Genomic DNA, 17416 nt, shown 5'->3' on the forward strand with positions numbered 1-17416 from the left:
CCCGGCGCCGACTGGCGCTCGACCTCGCCGAAGGTCGTCGTGCGCACTGCCGGTACCGCTACCTGGCCGGCTCGCCGCTCACTCTCTGATACGCGGACCTCGCCGACATCCTCACCGGAATGGGCGCCTACGTCGGGCTGAACGAACCCGTGTCGGCGGATCAGCGTTCGGCGAGTTCGCTCGCGTCGGCGCCGGTGGACAGCAGGGATTCGGCGCGCGGGTTCCGTTGGTAAAGCACGAATCGGCGGTTGCGGGCCGCGGTGACCAGCTCAGAGCGCCGGAGCACGCCTAGGTGGTAGGAGACTGTCGCCGGTGACAGTCCGTGCCGGGCGCTCAGTTCGGTGGTGGACCGGGCCACGTCCAGGTCGAGCAGCAAGGTCGCCCTGGTCGCGCCGAGCAATGCAGCGAGCGGTTCGGCGGCTTCTTCCCGGGACGGGACCGCGGGATAGCCGAGCACCGCGTTGGCCGGGTCGCACAACTGGGAGCTGACCGGGGGCCACCTCAGCAGCGACGGCGCGACCACGAGTTCGTCGCCCGTGAACCGGGTCCGCTCGTCGTACGGTTTCGCCACGTGGAGTTCGCTGCCGGTGAACCGGATGGACGGGTGCAGTGAGCCGAGCACGGACCCGATGCCGTGCACGGCCAGCGCGCGGGCGTGCCATGCCAGATCCGCGTCGAGCGCGGCGCGCAGCGTGGGCCAGCCGTCGGCGAGGCCGGCCGACCAGAACGTGGCCAGTCCGGCGGCCATGCGCCGGGCGAAGTGGCCGGAATCGAGGGCGGCAGCGATCGGGCGCGGGATCGGGCCGCCGCCGAACCGCCGCCCGGCCACCTGGGCCAGGACCGTTTCGTGGGGGGTCGCCTCGACCAGTTCGAGCTGCCCTGCGAGTACGTGCGTGGGCGGGCCGGGCGGTGGTTTCGGTGTGAGCAGGTCCGGGAGGTAGCCCACGTCCCCGTCGGGCAGTACGGCAGCGGCCAGCGCGACGTCGGGGTCGTCGAGCGCGGACCGGGCCTGCGGCCCGGGATCGCCGTGGACCGGGTGCGGTCGTCCGGACGCGGTCAGGCGCAGCCACGCGACAAGCTCGGCAGCCGGGGACAAGGCGAACCGGGTCCGGGCGAGGCTGGCGGTGTCCAGAGCGACCACAATCACGCCCACGGATCTTACCGGTCTGGCAGTGGATTCGACAACATTCGAATAAGTTCCCCGAATCCGTCCGGCCGCGGACACTCGACAGTGACCAGGTGCTGGCGAGGGGATGAAAACAATGCACCAGAGAAAACCCTTCCCCGCCCAGGGCTACTACGGCCTCGGCCGGAGCCGAGCGGGCACGGCGTTGCTGGGGCCCTGGCCATCACCGTGATGGCGGCGTTCGATTCTTGCCGTCCGAGCTGCGGCATGAGACGTTTCGCGTACGCGGACGGCGCGTCGCCGGGTCCGGATCGACTGGCAGTACAGCTGCGTTCCCTTTGAGTTCTATGTTTTAGCGAACAGGGTGGTCCGAGTGCGCGTCACTGTGAAAAAAGTGCACGCGAATTCGGCGAGGATTGTAGTGGATCTGCCCGGGGACCGGTCCTCGAGAAATTGGACTACAATTTGATGGGGCCACAAATTGAAAGGCGAGGTAATGGTACTTTCCATTCTGAAGGAACCGGATGACCGCAAGCGGTCGATCGATTCGCTCTCGCTGACGCTCGCCGAGTCAGGGTGGGCCGGTGCGGCGTTCCGAAAGCTCGGGGCGCAGGTCGAGGACGTGAACAGCTCGCACGCCGTCGACCGGGCGCGGATCCTCAGCGGCGAACTGCCGGAGCGGCTGCTCGCCGCGCTGGAGGACTTCCGCCGCTACGGCAACGACCGGGGCGTGCTGGTCGTGCACGGCCTGCCCGTCGGCGACCTGCCGCCCACCCCGATGGTCGCCAACTCGGTCGCCACGGCATGCGCCCCGAGCGTTGCCGCGCTGCTGCTCCTGCTGTCCCGGCTCGGCGACCCCATCTCGTACCCCGAGGAGAAGAACGGCGCCCTGGTACACGACATCTGCCCGGTGCCCGGTGAGGAGAACCAGCAGCAGAACACCGGATCGGTGCACTTCGAGTTGCACACCGAGAATGCCTTCCACCCGGGCCTGCCCGACTTTCTCGGCCTGAGCTGCCTTCGCCCCGACCCCGACCGGCAAGCTCGGCTGATCACCAGCTCGGTCCTCGAGGCGTTGCCGGAGATCAGCCCGGTCGACCTTGGCGTCCTGCGGGAGCCGCGGTTCCGTACCCGGCTGGCCCCGTCCTTCTGCCGCGGCGCGGTGGAGCGGGTCTACCTCGACCCGGCCCCACTGCTCACCGGGCCGCAGAAGCAGCCGACCCTGCGGGTGGACTACGACGACACGATGCCCCTCGACGCCGGGGCCCGGCGCGCGATGGACGCGCTGCACGAGGCGCTGCAACTGGTGCGGCACGAGCACGACCTCGCAGCGGGGTCGGTCGCGATCCTCGACAACCGGGTCGTCGTGCACGGCCGGACGGCGTTCGACCCGCGGTACGACGGCACCGACCGCTGGCTGCAGCGGCTGTTCGCCGTAACGTCGATCCGCGAGGTCCTCCCCATGCTCCAGGCGAACACGAACTATCTGTGCGCACCGGTGCTGTCACTGGGCACGACGGCACGATGACCCCTACCGCAGACGTCCCCAATGCCACCGCGGATCGGGCCACCGGGCCGTGGCGGTTCCGAGGCAAGATCTGGGAGTTGGCCCTTGTGCTGGTCACCGCCGTGTGGGGCTGGACATTCGTCGCGATCCACGACGCGGTCACCACACTCCACCCATCTGCGTTCGTCGCCTATCGGTTCACCTCCGCGGCGCTGATCATGGCGGTGGCACTCGTCCCCACTCTGCGGCGGATCACGGCGAAGGAAATCCTCGGCGGGATGATCGCCGGCTGTGTCCTGTTCGCGGCCTACGCCCTGCAGACGGCGGGATTAGGATCAACGACCCCGTCGAACGCCGCCTTCATCACGGGTATGTCGGTGGTCTTCACCCCGCTGCTGCTGCTCGCAGTCTTCCGGGTGCGGCCCGCCGGGCAGCAGGTTTGCAGCATCGTGCTCGCGACCGCCGGCCTGGCACTCGTCACACTGCGCGGCGTCCAACCCCATCGCGGTGACATCCTCGTGCTGGGCTGCGCGATGGCGTTCGCGGTGCACATCATCGTGCTCAGCAGGACGAGCCCAACGTCGCATGCCGGCCGCCTGACCCTGGTGCAGCTCGCCACCGTCGGGCTGCTCGGACTGGGTTGGGCTCAGACTTCAGGAGAGATCGCGTCCCCGGCTTCGACGCAGACGTGGATCGCTTTGATCATCACCGCGCTGGTGGCCTCGGCTCTCGCTTTTCTCGTCCAGACAAAGGCCCAGGCCACTGCACCCCCGAACCGCATCGTCGTCATCCTCTCCTTGGAGCCCGTCTTCGGCGGCCTGTTCGGCTACTGGCTCGCCGACGACCGCTTCACGACCTTGAACCTGCTCGGAGCCGCGCTGATCGTGACCGCGATGCTGGTCACCGACGTACGGACGTCGGACCCGGTTGTGAAGACCTCGACTCGACACGGCGTTGCGCGAAGTCGGCGGCCAGACCGACCTGCTCCAGCAATGCCCGGATGGCGCCGTCCTCGAGCTCGGGACGGCCGACGCGCAGGTCCTCGGCGACGAGCTCGGTAAGCAGCATCGGCCGCTGAGCGACCAGGCGCCGCAGCGCGAGCACGTCGAGCTCGGTGTGAGCGGGAGGGGCTGCCCAGGGTCTGGTTGGCGCTGGCCAGTGCCCAAACCAGCGAACCGGCCACCCTCGTGTCTGAGCTCTACTTCGCGCTGTAGCTAACCTGCCGCTTGTGTCAGTCGCTGACCGCGGACGCCGACCACAGGTCAGAGGCGTCGCCCGTCGCCTGCGCGAGGTCAGCTCCACCACGCGGCCGCCGTCCAGCGTCACCATGATCCGCACGTCGCCCGCCGGGTACGCAGCCAGGCGATCAGCGTGGTGGCGAACGCGGTGACCGCCCCCGCGGGCCCGAGCGCCACGGCGAGTGCGTCCAGCACCGGCCCCAGTGTGCCCGGCCGAGGCTCATGCGCACGGCGTCGGACGGCGCCCCGCAGCTCGTCGACGTCGGCGAGCCAGGAATTCAGAGAACGGAGCTCATCGGCGGCTTCGGGCCCTTCGGCGCGCACACCAGCGTCCACGAAGCGACCCCTCCCCCGGGTGAGTGCCCCGAGCACTTTTCGTGCCGCAGAATACCGCGCGACCTGTGACTTGGGGTACACCCGGCCGTGGCGGCTCGCGCAGCTTTACGGACGCTCGGGCGGAATGCGCCGTGAGTCAGCTGTCACGCCCCTGGGTTTTCCTGACCCGCCGGCGAACCGCGAAGGTGGCGCCGGTCCGCTTGCCCGTCACCTCCTCGACCAGCCGTCGACCCCACGCGCGCAGGGCGGCCGCGGCCGAATCGGGGTAGTGCCACCGGCGGCAGCGCCTGGTCGCGAACGCCACGAGCGGGCCCTCGCCGGTGCCGCCCTTGGCGCACAGCCACGAGCGCCCGGTCAGGAGGGCGATGTCGCCGGCCTCGAGCTCGATCGGTGCCTCGAGCCCGTCCGTCGAGAGCCGGCATCGGCGGTGAATCAGCACCGACACCTCCAGCGTGGACCTGCGCCGCCCGCGGGACTACTTCCACCGACTCTGGAGCACCAGCTTCCGGATCTCAGACCTCGCCGCTCTCGGCGCGCAGCAGGAGAACGCGTGAGCACGGAATCCGCCCGCATCAGCGCCGCGAACCAGGCCCGGCGCCGCAGCATCGAAGTCAAGCTCGACCGAGTCCGGGAAACCCTTCAGGCGATGCGGCGCGTCCGGATCCCGATCACCTACCGGACCGTGGCCCGGCGGGCAGCTGTGTCGCGCACTTTCCTGTACCAGAACGCCGACGCGAAGACACTCATGGCCACGGCGATCACCGCGGCGGGCAACCTCAGCGAGAAGCTCCACGCCGCCCGCTCGAACAACCGGTTCCTCGACAAACGCCTCGCTGACCTCGAAACACAGCTCGTCGACCTGACTCAGATCTCCGACGGAGCCCGTGACCAAGTGCACGTTCTGCCGCGCTGTGTCCTCTTTCGTCGACGATCAGCGTAGGCCTGGCCTCAAGACAGAGGATGAGGGCGCCCAGGTCGATCGAGGTGTGGCAGGCGCGAGCGGTTTCCGTCGTAGCGGGTGGTGGTGGCGTGGCGGGTGCCCTCCACGTGCTTGGCGTAGATGTCGTTGCCGTCATCTCTGAGGCGGAGGCTGAGCTCGTTGTGCGGCCGGCCGCGGCCACGGACGCCGGTGAGACCGACAGGGGTGAGGTCGGGATTATGGTCTCCGCCTTCACCGGGGCCGACGATGTCCCATGAGCAACACCGCTGCACCTGTGCTGCCGACCGGACCGGTGGGCCCGGCCCGGTCAACTCCGATCAGGACATCGGCGCCGGCCAAGCGGGTGTTCGGTTCGATCCGATCGGGCGAGGGGAGGAAGCCGACCTCGACCATGTAGGCGAGCTGTTGATGGACCTGTTGTTCGTCGAGGGGGGGGCAGGTGATGCCGGTTCCCTCGAGTGCCGCGAAGGCCCGGGTGCAGTCGATCGCGGGGTGGCGTGCCGCCTCGACTGCCGGGTGGTCGGGGATGAGGGGGAGCGCCGAGCAGGCCGGGCTCGTCTGCGACACCGCACGGTTCATGCGTTCGCGCCACGTCTCGTACGGGACTTGCTCGATGCGGTAGCCGAAGGAGCGGATCCGGTCGTACAGGTCGGTGAGCGGCTCACCGGCCGGGTTGGCCAGGTGGTAGGTCTTGCCGAGGTTCTTGTCGTTCAGCGAGATGTGCACCAGTGCCCGGCTGAAGAAGCCGACCGGGCTGATGTTGAGGGTTTCGTCGTGGTCGGGGACGACGCCGGCTTCGAGGGAGCCGTGCAGCAGCGGCCGACTTGCTTTGCACGTAGCCGTGCGGGATGGGTGCCGCCGGGAGGGGGTCCTCCTCGTGGACACCGAGTTCGCCGAGCTCCAGCCGCTCGGCGAGCTGGGAGAAGGTGCTTTCGGGGATGCCGAGCAACGGCTGGGAGAGGTCGCCCGGGACCGCCACGACCCGGGCATTCCAGTCTCCGGGCGGATGCGGAACTCGGCCAGTGCTGCGTGGATCCGTTCGGTGGCTTGCCTTTCGTCGGCCACTCGCACCAGGCAGCGCACGGTGTCCTCCGTGCGTTCCATCAGTTCGGCCAGGATAAACGCACCGAGGAAGCCGGTGGCTCCGGTCAGGAAGACCTCACGTCCGGGGGTGCGGGACTGGTCAGCGCGCGGCATTCGTTCCTCCAACCTCAAGGGATGTGCGGGTGTCTTGCTGGAACAAGGGAGGCTCGCGGTCCGCCCACGGCAGCGTTTGCTCGAGCCCAGCGACGAGCCGCAACAGGACCGGCTCGTCGCCGGGTGGGGCGATGAAGTGGGCACCGAGCGGCAGGCCGCCGGGTGTCCGGAGCGTGGGCACGGAGGCCGCCGGACGTGAGGCCATCCGTTGAGCGCCTTGACGACCACGCCTTCGCGCAAGGTTGACCGTCTTCGGATGGCAGTGAGCCCGGCGCCATGGTTCGCGAGGTGCAGCGGTATTGCACGCCCTTCGGGATCGTGGCTCCTTGCATCTTCCGGCCGCAGACTCCCGCATCGGATCAGTCCGCGCACAGCAGATATGACCGTGCGGTGGTTCGGGCGCCTCGCTCGGCCTTTCGTGCCGTCTTCGATCCGCCTGCTGACTTCGACCGGCGCAAAAACTGCGGCTGCGTGAAGGTATTCACGGAAACGGTCGCCGCACCATCCTGTCCGGCACCGCGTGGTTGAACCGCATCCATGTGGTCCGCGGCAACGTCTTCCGGGGCCAGCAGTGTCTCGTGTTTCGTCCACTGTCCGACTATGGCGTAGCCGGTGTATCGCGGGTTATCGAGGATCGCTCGTACCGAGCTGCCTTGCCGGCCGTCCGCGAGGTCTTTGCCACGAAGCGTTGCCGTGGCGGGAAAGCGCGGACGCGATTCGCCGCACGGTGTCGGTTGACTGCTCTGCCAAGCCGCCGCGAGCGAGGTGATGCGCCACCAAAGCGGCGGCGCGATCGTCAACGCGTCGTCCGGCGGCCCGTCCGGTTCCCCGCCGTCTCCGCCTACGCGGCCGGCAGAGGGGCGGTCGCCGCCGTCATCGCACCGTTGGTGCCGTTCCTGCTCGGCGACCTCGCCGAGGGCAGCACCGGACAGTTCGACGGCCGCCGCGTCTCGGTCGTGACGACCAACGCCTTCGCCGGCCATCCGAGCGTCGTCGCGGGCCTCGTCCCGAACGCTGAACTTTGCTGCCCCGAGGCTATAGACGGAGCCGATAGGGCAAAGTTTCTCGTCTGTGTGCGAGCTGGGGCACCTGTCAATCTCGGCGGTACGCGGCGGTCGACGATGACCGCCCGACGTCGCTGGGAGGCCTCATGGCCGAGATCACGTCCGATCGTTCCGTCGCCACGACGACCGCGCCGGCGAACCCGCGCACGGGCCGGCCCGCCGGGCCGGTGCAGGCGGCCGTCCTGCTCGCCGCCGCCTGTCTTCCCGTTCTCGGGGCCGTGCTGCTCGCTCCCGGACTGCCGTCCATGACCCGGGCGTTCGCCGGTACCCCCGGCGTGGACGCCCTGGTGCCGCTCGTGCTGACCGCTCCGGCGCTGGTGATCGGGCTGACCGCGCCGTTCGCCGGGCGGGTGGCCGACCGCGTCGGGCGCACCGGCCTGCTCACGGTCGCGCTGGTGCTGTACGCCATCGTCGGGACCGCGCCGCTGTACCTGTCTTCGCTGACCCTGATCCTCGCCTCGCGGGTGCTGGTCGGGCTGGCCGAAGCCGCGATCATGACCTGCTGCACCGCCCTGCTCGCCGACTACTTCCACGGCCGGGCCCGGGAGCGGATGCTCGGTCTCCAAGTCGTCACCACGACGATGGCGGCCACGGTCTTCATCGCGGTCGGCGGGGTCCTGGTTGCGGCGAGCTGGCGGACGCCGTTCTGGCTCTACTTCGTCAGCATCCCGCTGGCGCTGCTCGCACCGGTCGTGCTCTGGAAACCGGTGGCCGGCCGGCGCGTCGAGCAGCTGCCGCGCCTGCCGTGGCGCTCGTTCGCCCGTCCGGTCGGCGTCACCCTCGCCGGCGGGGTGCTGTTCTACGTGGCGGTGGTGGAACTGTCCTACCGGCTCGACGACCTGGGGGTCACTTCGTCGTCGTCGATCGGCTTGATCAGCGCCCTGTCGTCGCTGTCGAGCACGGTCGTGGCCTGGTGCTTCGGCCGGCTTTCGCGCCTGGGGACCCGGGTGCTCGTGCCCGCCGCCTTCGTCCTGCTCGGGGTGGGCTACGTCGGGATCGGGCTGGCGCCGTCGGTGCCCGTCGTCGTGGTGTTCACGTTCGTCACCGGCCTGGGCAGCGGGCTGACGTTGCCGTCGCTGCTGTCCTGGGCGCTCACCGGGCTGAGTTACGCGCAGCGCGGGCGGGGCACCGGGTTCTGGCTGGCCGCGCTGTTCCTCGGCGAGTTCGCCTGCCCGCTGGTGATCCTCGCGCTGACCGGGGTCGTCGGTGGGCTCGGCGGGGCGATCTGCGCCGCGGGCGTGCTGTCCCTGGTGGTCGCGGTCCTCGCTCGCCGGCTGACGAGGGTCACAGCGGATCGCTGATCGACGCCGCCGCCCGGCTCGCCGCGTCGCGGAACCAGACGTGGCCCGGGTCCGGCTCGTTCATCGGGTGCCACCACAGCGCCTCCACGAGCATGCCGAGCTCGAACGGGAGGCGCGCCATCGCCAGGCCGCAGGTTCCCGCGGTCAGCCGGGCCACGCGCTCGGGCACCAGCCCGATCCGATCGGTTCCCTGGACGAGGTACGGCACGGCCAGGAAATCTTCCGTGCTGACCGCGGCCTGCGGCTCCACTCCCGCGGCGCGCAACCGGTGCAACATGGACTGCACGGGTGTCGTGGAGTAGGGCACGACCCACGGGCGGCGGCGCAGCTCGTGGATGTCCAGTTCGGACGGACGGCCGTCGTCGACCGAGACAAGGCACGCCCACCGGTCGCGGTAGAGGTCCAAGCTGGGCAGTCCGGAGAGGATGCCCTGGGGCAGCACCAAGGCGTCGACGTTGCGGAGCTGGTCCTGGGCGTGCAGGACGACGACCGAGGTGCTGTGCAGGAAACGGAGGCGTACGCCCGGTGCCTCGCGCCGTAGCAGCTCGGCCAGCGCCCGCCCGAACACGGGCAGCTGCGCGTCCGAGGCCACGACGAGGAATTCGCGGGTGGAGGCGGCCGGGTCGAAGTCGGCCCGGTTCTCGAAAACCCGGTGCGTCCAGGCCAGCGCCTGGGCGCTCTGTTCGATCAGGCGCTCGGCCAGCGGCGTCAGCACGTAGTGGTTGCCGACGCGGGCCAGCAGCTCGTCGTCGAAGTGCCGCCGGAGCCGGCCGAGCGAGGCGCTGACGGTCGGCTGGCTCAGTCCCAGCCGCCGCGCGGCCCGGGAGACGTTCCGTTCCTGCAGCAGCGCGTCCAGGGCCAAGAGCAGGTTGAGATCGAGGGCCACCGCTGCCACCTCCGGTTATTGATGCGGTCGATACCTTAGCCGAAGTTTCTCGTCTTCCTCCACTGCCGATCGCGCCGAAATACTCGTGATCACCAACCGCGGCTCCCGTCGAGATCCCCAAGAGGTCAGAGCATGTCGTTTCACGTACTCATCGCCGGCGGCGGTATCGGTGGCCTGTGCCTGGCGCAGGGACTGCGCCGCAACGGCATCAGCTGCGCGCTCTACGAGGCGACGCCGGGCATCGGCCGCGCGGGGTACCGGCTGCACATGAACGCGGCCGGCGGCGGCGCCCTGCAGCAGTGCCTGCCGGCCAACCTTTTCGAGCTCTACATGCAGACCTCGCGCAAGAACCCCCGCCGCGAGACGTTCACGATGATCGACCACCTCGGCGACGAGCTCGGCGCGCGGCCGCACATCGGGCCGCCCAACGACGCCGAGCGACCGCACACCGCCGTGAACCGCCGCACCCTGCGGCAGATCATGTGCGCCGGTCTCGGCGACGTCCTGCACTTCGGGCACACCGTCACGGGCTACGAGCTCGACGGCGAGCGGGTCCGGCTCGGGTTCGCCGGCGGATCGTCCGCGGAGGGCGACGTGCTGGTCGCGGCCGACGGCATCAACTCGGTGATCCGCGGCCTGCGCCTGCCGGAGGTCGTCGTCCGGGACACCGGGATGCGCGGCATGTACTCGATCGCGCCGGTCGACGAGGACCTGCTGGCCGAGCTTCCGCCGCCGCTGCTCGACGGATTCGTCCTCGCCACCGGCCCGGGCGGGACGACCTTCAGCTTCGGTCTCTTCGACCCGCGCCGTCCCCTCGACGAAGCCGTCGCCGACCTGGCCCCCGGGGTCGAACTCGATCCCGTCGGCACGTACTTCATGGTCAACTTCAGCGCCCGGCTGCCGGACGCGGAGCTGTTCGCCAGTGACCAGCGCCGCCTGCACGAGGAGATGCGTTCGGCGGTCCGGGACTGGGCGCCGGCCATCCGCGAGCTCGTCGACCGCGTCGACCCGGCCTCGATCGTCCCGAATTCGCTGCGCCACCTCGAACCGGCCGAACCGTGGGCGCCCAGCCGGGTCACGCTGCTCGGCGACGCCGTCCACGCCATGCCGCCGACCTTCGGTGCCGGCGCCAACAGCGCCCTGCGCGACGCGGCCGTGCTCGCCACCGAACTCGGCCACGCCGCCCGCGGGGAGAAGGACCTGCTGACCGCCATCGGCGACTTCGAGGCGAACATGCGCGCCGAGGTGTTCCCGATCCTGCGGGCCTCCGCCGACCCGCGGGCGTTCGACCACGACTACCTCCCGGACGACATCCCCGTCGTCCGCCGCTGAACCCCCACGAGAGGCACCACCATGGCCACCGAAGAAGACGTCGAACTCACCGTCGGCGGAAACGTCCTGCGCGGCAAGCTGTTCCTCCCCGCCGAAGGCGGCCCGCACCCGCTGGTCGTGCTCCAGGGCGGCCTCGGCGGACCGGCCGAGTCGTCCTACGGCAACGCCAAGGGCTTCGCCGAGCACGGCGTGGCCTGCCTGGCCTACGACCACCGCGGCACCGGCTACAGCGACGGCGAGCCCCGGCAGCAGTTCGACCCGTGGCAGCAGTGCCGCGACCTGCGCGACGTCCTCACGCAAATGATCCTGCGCGAAGACATCGACGGCGACCGGATCGGGCTGTGGGGCGTCAGCATCGGCGGCGCCAACTCGATGTTCGTCGCGGCCACCGACCGCCGGGTCAAGGCCGTCGTCGCCATCATCCCGCCGGTCAGCGGCTGGAGCGCCCGGCAGCTGCAGCTTGCCGACACCCTCGCGGAGCTGGAGGCCCTGATCCCGGTCGACCGCCTGAAGCAGGCCCAGGGCGAGCCGGCCATGACCATCCGCCTGCACGGCGAAGCCACCCCGGGCAACCCGGTCATGTTCAGCGACCACGAGGGCATCGAGTTCGTCGAAAAGCAGATCCACCACCTGCCCAGCTTCAAGAACGCGATCACCATCTCCACATTGGACCGGCTCTTCGAGATGGAGGTCCGGGCCTACGCCGAACGCATCGAGCAGCCGCTGCTGATGATCCTCGCCTCCGAGGACACCGTGGCGCCGGTCGAGGAGGCCCGCGAGATGTTCGAGCGCGTTCCCGAGCCCAAGGAGCTGATCGAGTTCCCGGGGCAGCACTACGAGATCCTCTCCAACCACTTCCCGGAGATCATTTCGCGCTCGTCCACCTGGCTCACCAAGGCGCTGTCGGCCTGATCCGTCCGTCGCGTGCGGCCGTGCCCCGATCTTCCCGGGGCGCGGCCGCACTCCATCGAAAGGCACCAGTGTCCACAACAGACGCCTGGGTGGGGCGGCGGCGCGGCGGGAAGCTGCGCGCCACGACCATGATCGCGCTCGGTGCCCTTTCGGCCATCGGCCCGTTCTCGATCGCGCTCTACCTGCCGGCGCTGCCCTCGCTGACCGCCGACCTCGGCACCGACGCGGCGCGGGCCGAGCTCACCGTCACCGCCTGCATGGTGGGCCTGGCCGTCGGCCAGCTGCTGGTCGGCCCGCTCAGCGACCGCGTCGGCCGGCGCAGGCCGCTGCTGACGGGCATGCTGCTCTACGCGATCATCTCGCTGGCTTGTGCGTTCGCCGGTTCGCTGCCCCTCCTGGTGGTGCTGCGGTTCGCCCAAGGAGCCTTCGGTGGCGCCGGGATCGTCATCGCCCGCTCGATCGTTCGCGACCTCTACGACACAGCGGGCGCGGCCAGGGTGTTCTCCCTGCTCGCGGTGATCAGCAGCGTCGCCCCGGTCGTGGCCCCCCTGGCCGGCGGCGGCCTCCTGCTGGTGACCGGCTGGCAGGGCGTGTTCGTCGTCCTCTGCCTGCTCGGCTTCGCCCTGCTCGCCGGGTCCGCGGCGACCCTGCCGGAAAGCCTGCCACCGGCCGCGCGCGGGCAGGCCCCGCACCCGCTGTCGGCGCGTGGCCTGGCCGCCCTGTTCGGCGATCGCCGGTTCCTCACGCACGCCGCGGTGCTCACGCTGAGCAGCGCGATGCTCTACTGCTACATCTCGATGAGCCCGTTCGTGCTCCAGCACCACTTCGGGCTGAGCGCCCAGCAGTACAGCTTCGCGTTCGCCACGATGGCCGGCGGCATGGTCGCGGCCGCCTCGATCGCCTCGATCCTGGTCCGCCGCAAGGGCGCCCGCAGCGCACTGCTGCTGGGCTCGGCCATCGCCACCGCCGGCGCCGTCCTGCTGCTCGTCGTCACGGTGCGGGAAGCGCCGGCCTGGCTTTTCCTGATCGTGCTGTTCCCGACGGTGTCCTCGGTGTCGATGATCGTGCCGGGCGCCACGGCGATGGCCCTGACGAACCAGGGCTCGAACGCGGGCGCCGCCTCCGGGGTGCTGGGACTGCTGCAGTTCGGCTCCGGCCTGCTCGCCCCGCTGCTGTCGGCGGCCGGCTCGATCACCACGGCCATGGTCGTGGGAATGGCCTGCTGCGCGACCGCGGCCACCCTGGTGACGGTGTTCGGCACCCGGCTGCGGCACGCGGAAGCGCACCCGTGAGGAGCCCGGGCGGCCCGCCGGCGTGACCACCGGCCGGCGTCCGGCCGGCAGGGGCGTGGTTCCGGTTTCCCTTGTCGCCTTTGATTTACGCGCGCCGTGGGTCTCAGGCGAAGGGGTTGAGGACCAGGTAGCCGTCCAGGCGCGAGACCTGGCCGGTGTCCGGGTCTGGTGGCAGGACGTGGCCGAGGTCGTCCGCCCGGACTTCGCCGATCCACTGGTCGTGCTGGTACTCGTGGTTGATCAGGGCGGTGGCGACGACGGTGAGCTGGGCGGGGGCGCCGACCTGTCCGGCGGCGATGGCGCCGACGCGGGCGTGGACGCGTTCGGCAACGGTGTCGCGGAAGGCGGTCAGCCGGTCGATCGTCGGCAGCGCGCCGCGGAACTGCTCGGGGTTCGCCGAGTCCATGAGCCCGTCCAGCTCGGGGTCGGGGCTGGGCTCGGCGGCCGTCAGGTTGCGGACCATGAAGTGCGCGACGTGCGCTTGGTGGCCGAGGTGCCAGCCGATCGCGCTGGAGTTCTCGCTGGGACGCCAGACCACCTCGTCCGCGGTGAGGTCCTTCCACAGGTCGTCGGTGTAGGCGCGAGCACGGTCGTACTCGCGCAGGAGGGCTTCGACTTCGTACATGGACTCACCTCTGCGTGATCGGGGACGACGAGCGGGCCAGGACATCGCGGGCCGCCCGGAGGCCGCCGGCCGGGTGCCGGTGGTGTCCTGGTAGAGCGCGCTGCCGGTGAGGTACTGGTCGAAGACGTCCAAACCGAGGTGGCCCGCACCCGCCCTTCCCCGTCCCAGAACCAGGTGGCGCCCAGATCGAGGCCGCCGGGGCGCGTGCCGAGCAGCCGGCCACCGGAACGGTGCCGGGCCTCCAGGCACACGGTGTCGCACGCGGCGTCGGTCAGGGCGGTGGCAGCGGTGAGCCACGCGGCGCCCCGCGCCGATCACGACGACAGTGCGGCCGTCAGGCTGCGGCATGCGTGGTTCCCTCCAACGGCGTCGCCCGGCTCGAGGAGGAACTCGGCGTCAAGCTGTTCGACCGCTCACCGCGCGGGGTCAAACCCACCCCGGAAGGAGCCCGGCTGCTGCCCGTGATCGACCACGCGCTCGGCACGCTCGACTCGGTGGTGGCCGAGGCGCGGCGGCTGGCGCAGCCGGCCGCCGACACCATCCGCATGGGTGTCTCACCCCTGATCGGCGCCGACCTCGTCGCGCGGGCCTTCGACGCCGCCCGCGGCCTTTCCCGCCCGCGCGGCCTCGTGCTGCGGGAAGCCGACCTGGGCCTGCTGCGGGAGGCGCTCAAGGCCGGCGACCTGGACATCGCGCTGGTGCCCGCCGTGCAGGCCATGCCCGCCTTCCGCCAGCGGGTCATCGCGAGCGAGCCCGTGGTGGTCATCGACCCGGCCGCGGCCCCCGCCGACGGCCCGCTCGAGCTGCGGGCCGCCGCCGACGCCGACTACATCCTCGTCCCCGACTCCTGCGGTCTCACCACTTTCACCACGGACCTGTTCCACTCCCACGACCTGGCGCTGCGGACCTACCCGGGGAAGGCGTCCAGCTACCGGGTCCTGGACGAGTGGGCGGGCCTGGGCGTGGGCGCCGCGCTCCTGCCCCGGTCCAAGATCTCCGGGCGGCACACCGGGTACCGCCCGCTGGTGCGGGGCGGGATCCCGGTCGAGATCGCCTACGAAGCCGTCTGGGACCGGGAAAACCCGTCGGCCGCGGACCTGGAGGAGTTCGTCGGCGTCCTCGCCGAAGCGGTCTCCGCCGAGGTGGTCCCGGCCGCAGACGGGGATTGACCGGAGCAGCGGGTTTCCGCGCCATGAAACCGAGGTATAAGCGCGGGTTATACGGACATTCACTTCGGTGCTCTACCGGGATGTCCCGCCGCTCCTTACGATCGGCGAGGCTTCCCAATCGCGTCGCGCGAATCCGGGCTTCGACGATCAGGAGTGATTTCGTGGATCAGCACCGTGCCGCCCAGGTGCGCGCGGCCGGCGGAACGGTGACGGTCCGGCCGGTGACGGCACGACCGCCCGAGGCCGGGGAAGTGCGCGTCGACGTCCGCGCTTGCGGGGTCTGCGGCGCCGACGCGGGCACGGCCGCCGATTCCTCGCCGCCCGCCGGGTTTCCGATCACGCCGGGGCACGAGATCGCCGGTGTCATCGCGGAAACCGGCACCGAGGTGGCCGGGTGGCGGGTCGGCGACCGGGTGACGGCCGGGTGGTTCGGCGGGAGCTGCGGGCACTGCGCCGCTTGCCGCTCGGGGGACGTCGTCCACTGCCCGCGGCGCCGGATCCCCGGGTTGTCCTACCCGGGCGGCTGGTCGACGACGATCACGGTCCCGGCGACGACCCTGGCCGGCGTCCCCGACGCCCTGCCGCTCGACATCGCGGCGCCGTTCGGCTGCGCCGGGGTGACCACCTTCACCGCCCTGCGGCACGGTGGCGCGCAACCGGGCGACCGCGTCGCGGTGGTGGGCATCGGCGGCCTCGGGCACCTGGCCGTGCAGTTCGCCGCCGCCATGGGGTTCGAGACCGTCGCCGTCGGGCGCGGCGAGGACAAGCGCAAGACGGCCGCGGACCTCGGCGCGCACCACTACGTCGACGGATCGCGCGACGAACCCGGCCAGGTGCTGCGCGAGCTCGGCGGCTGCCGGCTGATCCTGTCCACGGCGTCGAGCACCGCCCCGCTGGCCGGCCTGCTCGACGGCCTCGCCCCGCACGGACGCCTCGTCGTGGCCGGTCTCGACGGTGCGCCCGTGTCGCTGCCGCTGGGCAAGCTCGTCATGCACGCCCGGGCCGTGACCGGCCACCTCACGGGCAGCCCGGTGGACACCGAGCAGGCCATGCGGTTCGCCGTGGCCACCGGGGTGCGCCCGTGGGTCGAGCCCGTTCCGCTGGACGACGCATCCGACGCGCTCGACGACCTCAAAGCCGGGCGGGCGCGCTTCCGCAAGGTCCTCGTCCCGTGAAAGGGAAACGCTCATGACTCGCGTACTCGTCGTCGGTGCGGGGCCCGCCGGGCTGGCCGCGACCACCGCACTGGCCGGCGCCGGATACGACGTCCGCTGCCTGGAAGCCCGGGACCGGGTGGGTGGCCGGATCCTCGGCACCGGTCCCTTCGACCTGGGAACGACCTGGTTCTGGGACGGCGAATCCCGCGTCGGCGCCTGGGTGGCCCGGCTCGGCCTCGGCACGTTCCCCCAGCACCTGGCCGGCAACGCGGTCTTCCAGGACGCCGCCGGGGTGCAGGTCCTGCGGGGAAACCCGATCGACGTGCCGGCGCACCGGTACACCGGCGGCGGCGCCACCCTGGCCGCGGGCATCGCGGCCGGGCTCGCACCCGGCGTGGTGCGGCTGAACACCCCGGTGACCGCCATCCGGCCCGCCGGCGACCTGCTCGAGGTGGCGACGGAAACCGAAACCCACCACGCACACCACGTCGTGCTCGCCGTGCCGCCGGCGCTGGCGGCCCGGCGCATCGACTTCGGCGGCGCGCTGCCGGCGGACCTGCTCCGGCTGGCCTCGGCGACGCCGGTGTGGATGGGCGCCGTGGCCAAGGTCGTGGCCGGCTACGCCGACGCGTTCTGGCGGCGGGACAGGCTGGCCGGCGCGGCCTACAGCCGGGTGGGGCCGCTGGAGGAGATCCACGACATGTCCGGCCCGGACGGCGATCCGGCCGCGCTGCTCGGGTTCGCGCCCGCCGCCCTCGCCGGGCCCGGTTTCGAAGAGGCCGTCGTGGACCAGCTGGCGCGGTTGTTCGGGCCGGCCGCGCGACGGCCGGTGGCACTCCACGTCCGGGACTGGAGCCGGGAGGAGTGGACGTCACCGTCCGAAGTGGACCGCCTGACCGACTACGGCCTGTTCGGGCACCCGGGATTTCGACGCCCCGCGCTGGAGGGCCGGTTGCACTGGGCGTCGACCGAGACGGCCACCGACTACGCCGGACACGTCGAGGGTGCGCTGGCCGCCGGTCAGCGCGCCGCCGAAGCCGTCACGCGCCACTTGGCGGTCAGTCATACCTGAAGCCGACGTCCTGGCCCTCTCGCGCCGCTCGGCTGAACCACCCGGAGAACTCGGATTTCATGGTCGCTCCACAAGAAATTCCCGCCGCGCAGTGGCTGGCCGAGCCGTCGGTCGCCCGCACGCAGAAGCGCACTGTCCGGTTCCTGGCGGCGGCGCAGATCGTCGGCGGCGTCGGGGTCGGGGTCGCCTCGTCGCTCGGCGCGCTGCTGGCGGAATCGGTCGCGCACAGCGAAACCTACGCCGGTCTGGCCCGCACCGCGAC

Annotated in this window: 17 protein-coding genes and 1 pseudogene; 10 read left to right on the plus strand and 8 right to left on the minus strand. The window is 71.1% G+C overall.

The genetic code is table 11. The features are described 5' to 3' along the window. Nucleotides 1–160 precede the first annotated feature (160 nt). Complete coding sequence (locus C2L59_RS01290) at nucleotides 161–1147, minus strand: helix-turn-helix transcriptional regulator (RefSeq protein WP_146060250.1); 987 nt, start codon at nucleotides 1145–1147, stop codon at nucleotides 161–163. A 475-nt stretch (nucleotides 1148–1622) separates the two neighbouring features. On the opposite strand from C2L59_RS01290, the gene C2L59_RS01295 reads away from it, so the two are divergent. Next, nucleotides 1623–2654 (plus strand): TauD/TfdA family dioxygenase, encoded by a 1032-nt coding sequence (locus C2L59_RS01295; RefSeq protein WP_103347650.1) that lies wholly within the window; start codon nucleotides 1623–1625, stop codon nucleotides 2652–2654. Then, a complete protein-coding gene (locus tag C2L59_RS01300) occupies nucleotides 2651–3694 on the plus strand; it encodes a DMT family transporter (protein WP_146060251.1) in 1044 nt (347 codons plus the stop codon). Before C2L59_RS01295 ends, C2L59_RS01300 begins: the two co-directional genes overlap by 4 nt. Nucleotides 3695–3955: 261 nt before the next feature. Here the strand turns inward: C2L59_RS01300 and C2L59_RS48510 are convergent, their stop codons facing one another. Together C2L59_RS48510 and C2L59_RS01310 are read right to left on the minus strand one after the other, a co-directional pair. Beyond that, the gene (locus C2L59_RS48510) at nucleotides 3956–4288 is read right to left on the minus strand and encodes a hypothetical protein (protein ID WP_370444703.1); all 333 of its coding nucleotides are present in this window, start codon (nucleotides 4286–4288) and stop codon (nucleotides 3956–3958) included. A 55-nt stretch (nucleotides 4289–4343) separates the two neighbouring features. Next, nucleotides 4344–4646, minus strand: a complete 303-nt coding sequence (locus C2L59_RS01310; protein ID WP_146060252.1) for a hypothetical protein — start codon at nucleotides 4644–4646, stop codon at nucleotides 4344–4346. 111 nt (nucleotides 4647–4757) lie between these two features. Between C2L59_RS01310 and C2L59_RS01315 the strand changes: the two genes are divergently transcribed. Continuing rightward, nucleotides 4758–5147: a DUF6262 family protein gene (locus C2L59_RS01315; protein WP_199198852.1), complete on the plus strand. Its 390-nt coding sequence runs from the start codon at nucleotides 4758–4760 to the stop codon at nucleotides 5145–5147. Between the two features lie 231 nt (nucleotides 5148–5378). Here the strand turns inward: C2L59_RS01315 and C2L59_RS01325 are convergent, their stop codons facing one another. Next, the gene (locus tag C2L59_RS01325; RefSeq protein WP_103347705.1) at nucleotides 5379–6344 is read right to left on the minus strand and encodes an SDR family oxidoreductase; all 966 of its coding nucleotides are present in this window, start codon (nucleotides 6342–6344) and stop codon (nucleotides 5379–5381) included. A gap of 359 nt (nucleotides 6345–6703) precedes the next feature. Next, nucleotides 6704–7327 (minus strand): hypothetical protein, encoded by a 624-nt coding sequence (locus C2L59_RS48515; RefSeq protein ID WP_233223205.1) that lies wholly within the window; start codon nucleotides 7325–7327, stop codon nucleotides 6704–6706. Nucleotides 7328–7494: 167 nt separating this feature from the next. Between C2L59_RS48515 and C2L59_RS01335 the strand changes: the two genes are divergently transcribed. Further along, a complete protein-coding gene (locus C2L59_RS01335; RefSeq protein ID WP_103347654.1) occupies nucleotides 7495–8709 on the plus strand; it encodes an MFS transporter in 1215 nt (404 codons plus the stop codon). On the opposite strand, the gene C2L59_RS01340 is transcribed toward C2L59_RS01335, so the two are convergent. After that, a complete protein-coding gene (locus tag C2L59_RS01340) occupies nucleotides 8693–9595 on the minus strand; it encodes a LysR family transcriptional regulator (RefSeq protein ID WP_199198853.1) in 903 nt (300 codons plus the stop codon). The two genes, C2L59_RS01335 and C2L59_RS01340, sit on opposite strands and share 17 nt — an antisense overlap. A 132-nt stretch (nucleotides 9596–9727) precedes the next feature. Here C2L59_RS01340 and C2L59_RS01345 point away from each other — a divergent pair, with 132 nt between their 5' ends. The 3 genes from C2L59_RS01345 to C2L59_RS01355 all read left to right on the plus strand — a co-directional run bounded on the left by C2L59_RS01345 (nucleotide 9728) and on the right by C2L59_RS01355 (nucleotide 13131). After that, nucleotides 9728–10927 (plus strand): NAD(P)/FAD-dependent oxidoreductase, encoded by a 1200-nt coding sequence (locus C2L59_RS01345; protein ID WP_103347656.1) that lies wholly within the window; start codon nucleotides 9728–9730, stop codon nucleotides 10925–10927. 21 nt (nucleotides 10928–10948) lie between these two features. Continuing rightward, complete coding sequence (locus C2L59_RS01350; protein ID WP_103347657.1) at nucleotides 10949–11839, plus strand: alpha/beta hydrolase; 891 nt, start codon at nucleotides 10949–10951, stop codon at nucleotides 11837–11839. Between the two features lie 68 nt (nucleotides 11840–11907). Further along, on the plus strand, nucleotides 11908–13131 hold the full coding sequence (locus tag C2L59_RS01355; RefSeq protein WP_146060253.1) for a multidrug effflux MFS transporter: 1224 nt from the start codon (nucleotides 11908–11910) through the stop codon (nucleotides 13129–13131). Between the two features lie 103 nt (nucleotides 13132–13234). Here C2L59_RS01355 and C2L59_RS01360 read toward each other — a convergent pair whose 3' ends face one another. Beyond that, complete coding sequence (locus C2L59_RS01360) at nucleotides 13235–13756, minus strand: DinB family protein (RefSeq protein ID WP_103347659.1); 522 nt, start codon at nucleotides 13754–13756, stop codon at nucleotides 13235–13237. A gap of 161 nt (nucleotides 13757–13917) precedes the next feature. Further along, nucleotides 13918–14049 (minus strand): annotated as a pseudogene (locus C2L59_RS50200) (FAD-dependent oxidoreductase); the annotation flags it as partial. Between the two features lie 57 nt (nucleotides 14050–14106). Here C2L59_RS50200 and C2L59_RS01370 point away from each other — a divergent pair. From C2L59_RS01370 to C2L59_RS01380, 3 genes are all read left to right on the plus strand, one after another. After that, nucleotides 14107–14925, plus strand: coding sequence for a LysR family transcriptional regulator (locus C2L59_RS01370; protein ID WP_103347660.1), 819 nt, complete (start codon nucleotides 14107–14109; stop codon nucleotides 14923–14925). 161 nt (nucleotides 14926–15086) lie between these two features. After that, on the plus strand, nucleotides 15087–16100 hold the full coding sequence (locus C2L59_RS01375; RefSeq protein ID WP_199198854.1) for an alcohol dehydrogenase catalytic domain-containing protein: 1014 nt from the start codon (nucleotides 15087–15089) through the stop codon (nucleotides 16098–16100). Nucleotides 16101–16113: 13 nt separating this feature from the next. Beyond that, nucleotides 16114–17154 carry an FAD-dependent oxidoreductase gene (locus tag C2L59_RS01380; RefSeq protein ID WP_103347662.1) on the plus strand — a complete coding sequence of 347 codons (1041 nt, stop codon included), beginning with the start codon at nucleotides 16114–16116 and terminating at the stop codon, nucleotides 17152–17154. Nucleotides 17155–17416: the final 262 nt, after the last annotated feature.

The sequence above is a fragment of the Amycolatopsis sp. CA-128772 genome (assembly GCF_002904295.1).
In the GTDB taxonomy this organism is placed as follows: Bacteria; Actinomycetota; Actinomycetes; order Mycobacteriales; family Pseudonocardiaceae; genus Amycolatopsis.

Excerpts from the sequence above, each read along its gene's own strand:
- C2L59_RS01345 (WP_103347656.1), top strand. The coding sequence starts at position 9,728 with ATGTCGTTTCACGTACTCATCGCCGGCGGCGGTATCGGTGGCCTGTGC.
- C2L59_RS01295 (WP_103347650.1), top strand. The coding sequence starts at position 1,623 with ATGGTACTTTCCATTCTGAAGGAACCGGATGACCGCAAGCGGTCGATC.
- C2L59_RS01380 (WP_103347662.1), top strand. The coding sequence starts at position 16,114 with ATGACTCGCGTACTCGTCGTCGGTGCGGGGCCCGCCGGGCTGGCCGCG.
- C2L59_RS01300 (WP_146060251.1), top strand. The coding sequence starts at position 2,651 with ATGACCCCTACCGCAGACGTCCCCAATGCCACCGCGGATCGGGCCACC.
- C2L59_RS01335 (WP_103347654.1), top strand. The coding sequence starts at position 7,495 with ATGGCCGAGATCACGTCCGATCGTTCCGTCGCCACGACGACCGCGCCG.
- C2L59_RS01360 (WP_103347659.1), bottom strand. The coding sequence starts at position 13,756 with ATGTACGAAGTCGAAGCCCTCCTGCGCGAGTACGACCGTGCTCGCGCC.
- C2L59_RS01350 (WP_103347657.1), top strand. The coding sequence starts at position 10,949 with ATGGCCACCGAAGAAGACGTCGAACTCACCGTCGGCGGAAACGTCCTG.
- C2L59_RS01325 (WP_103347705.1), bottom strand. The coding sequence starts at position 6,344 with ATGCCGCGCGCTGACCAGTCCCGCACCCCCGGACGTGAGGTCTTCCTG.
- C2L59_RS48515 (WP_233223205.1), bottom strand. The coding sequence starts at position 7,327 with ATGGCCGGCGAAGGCGTTGGTCGTCACGACCGAGACGCGGCGGCCGTC.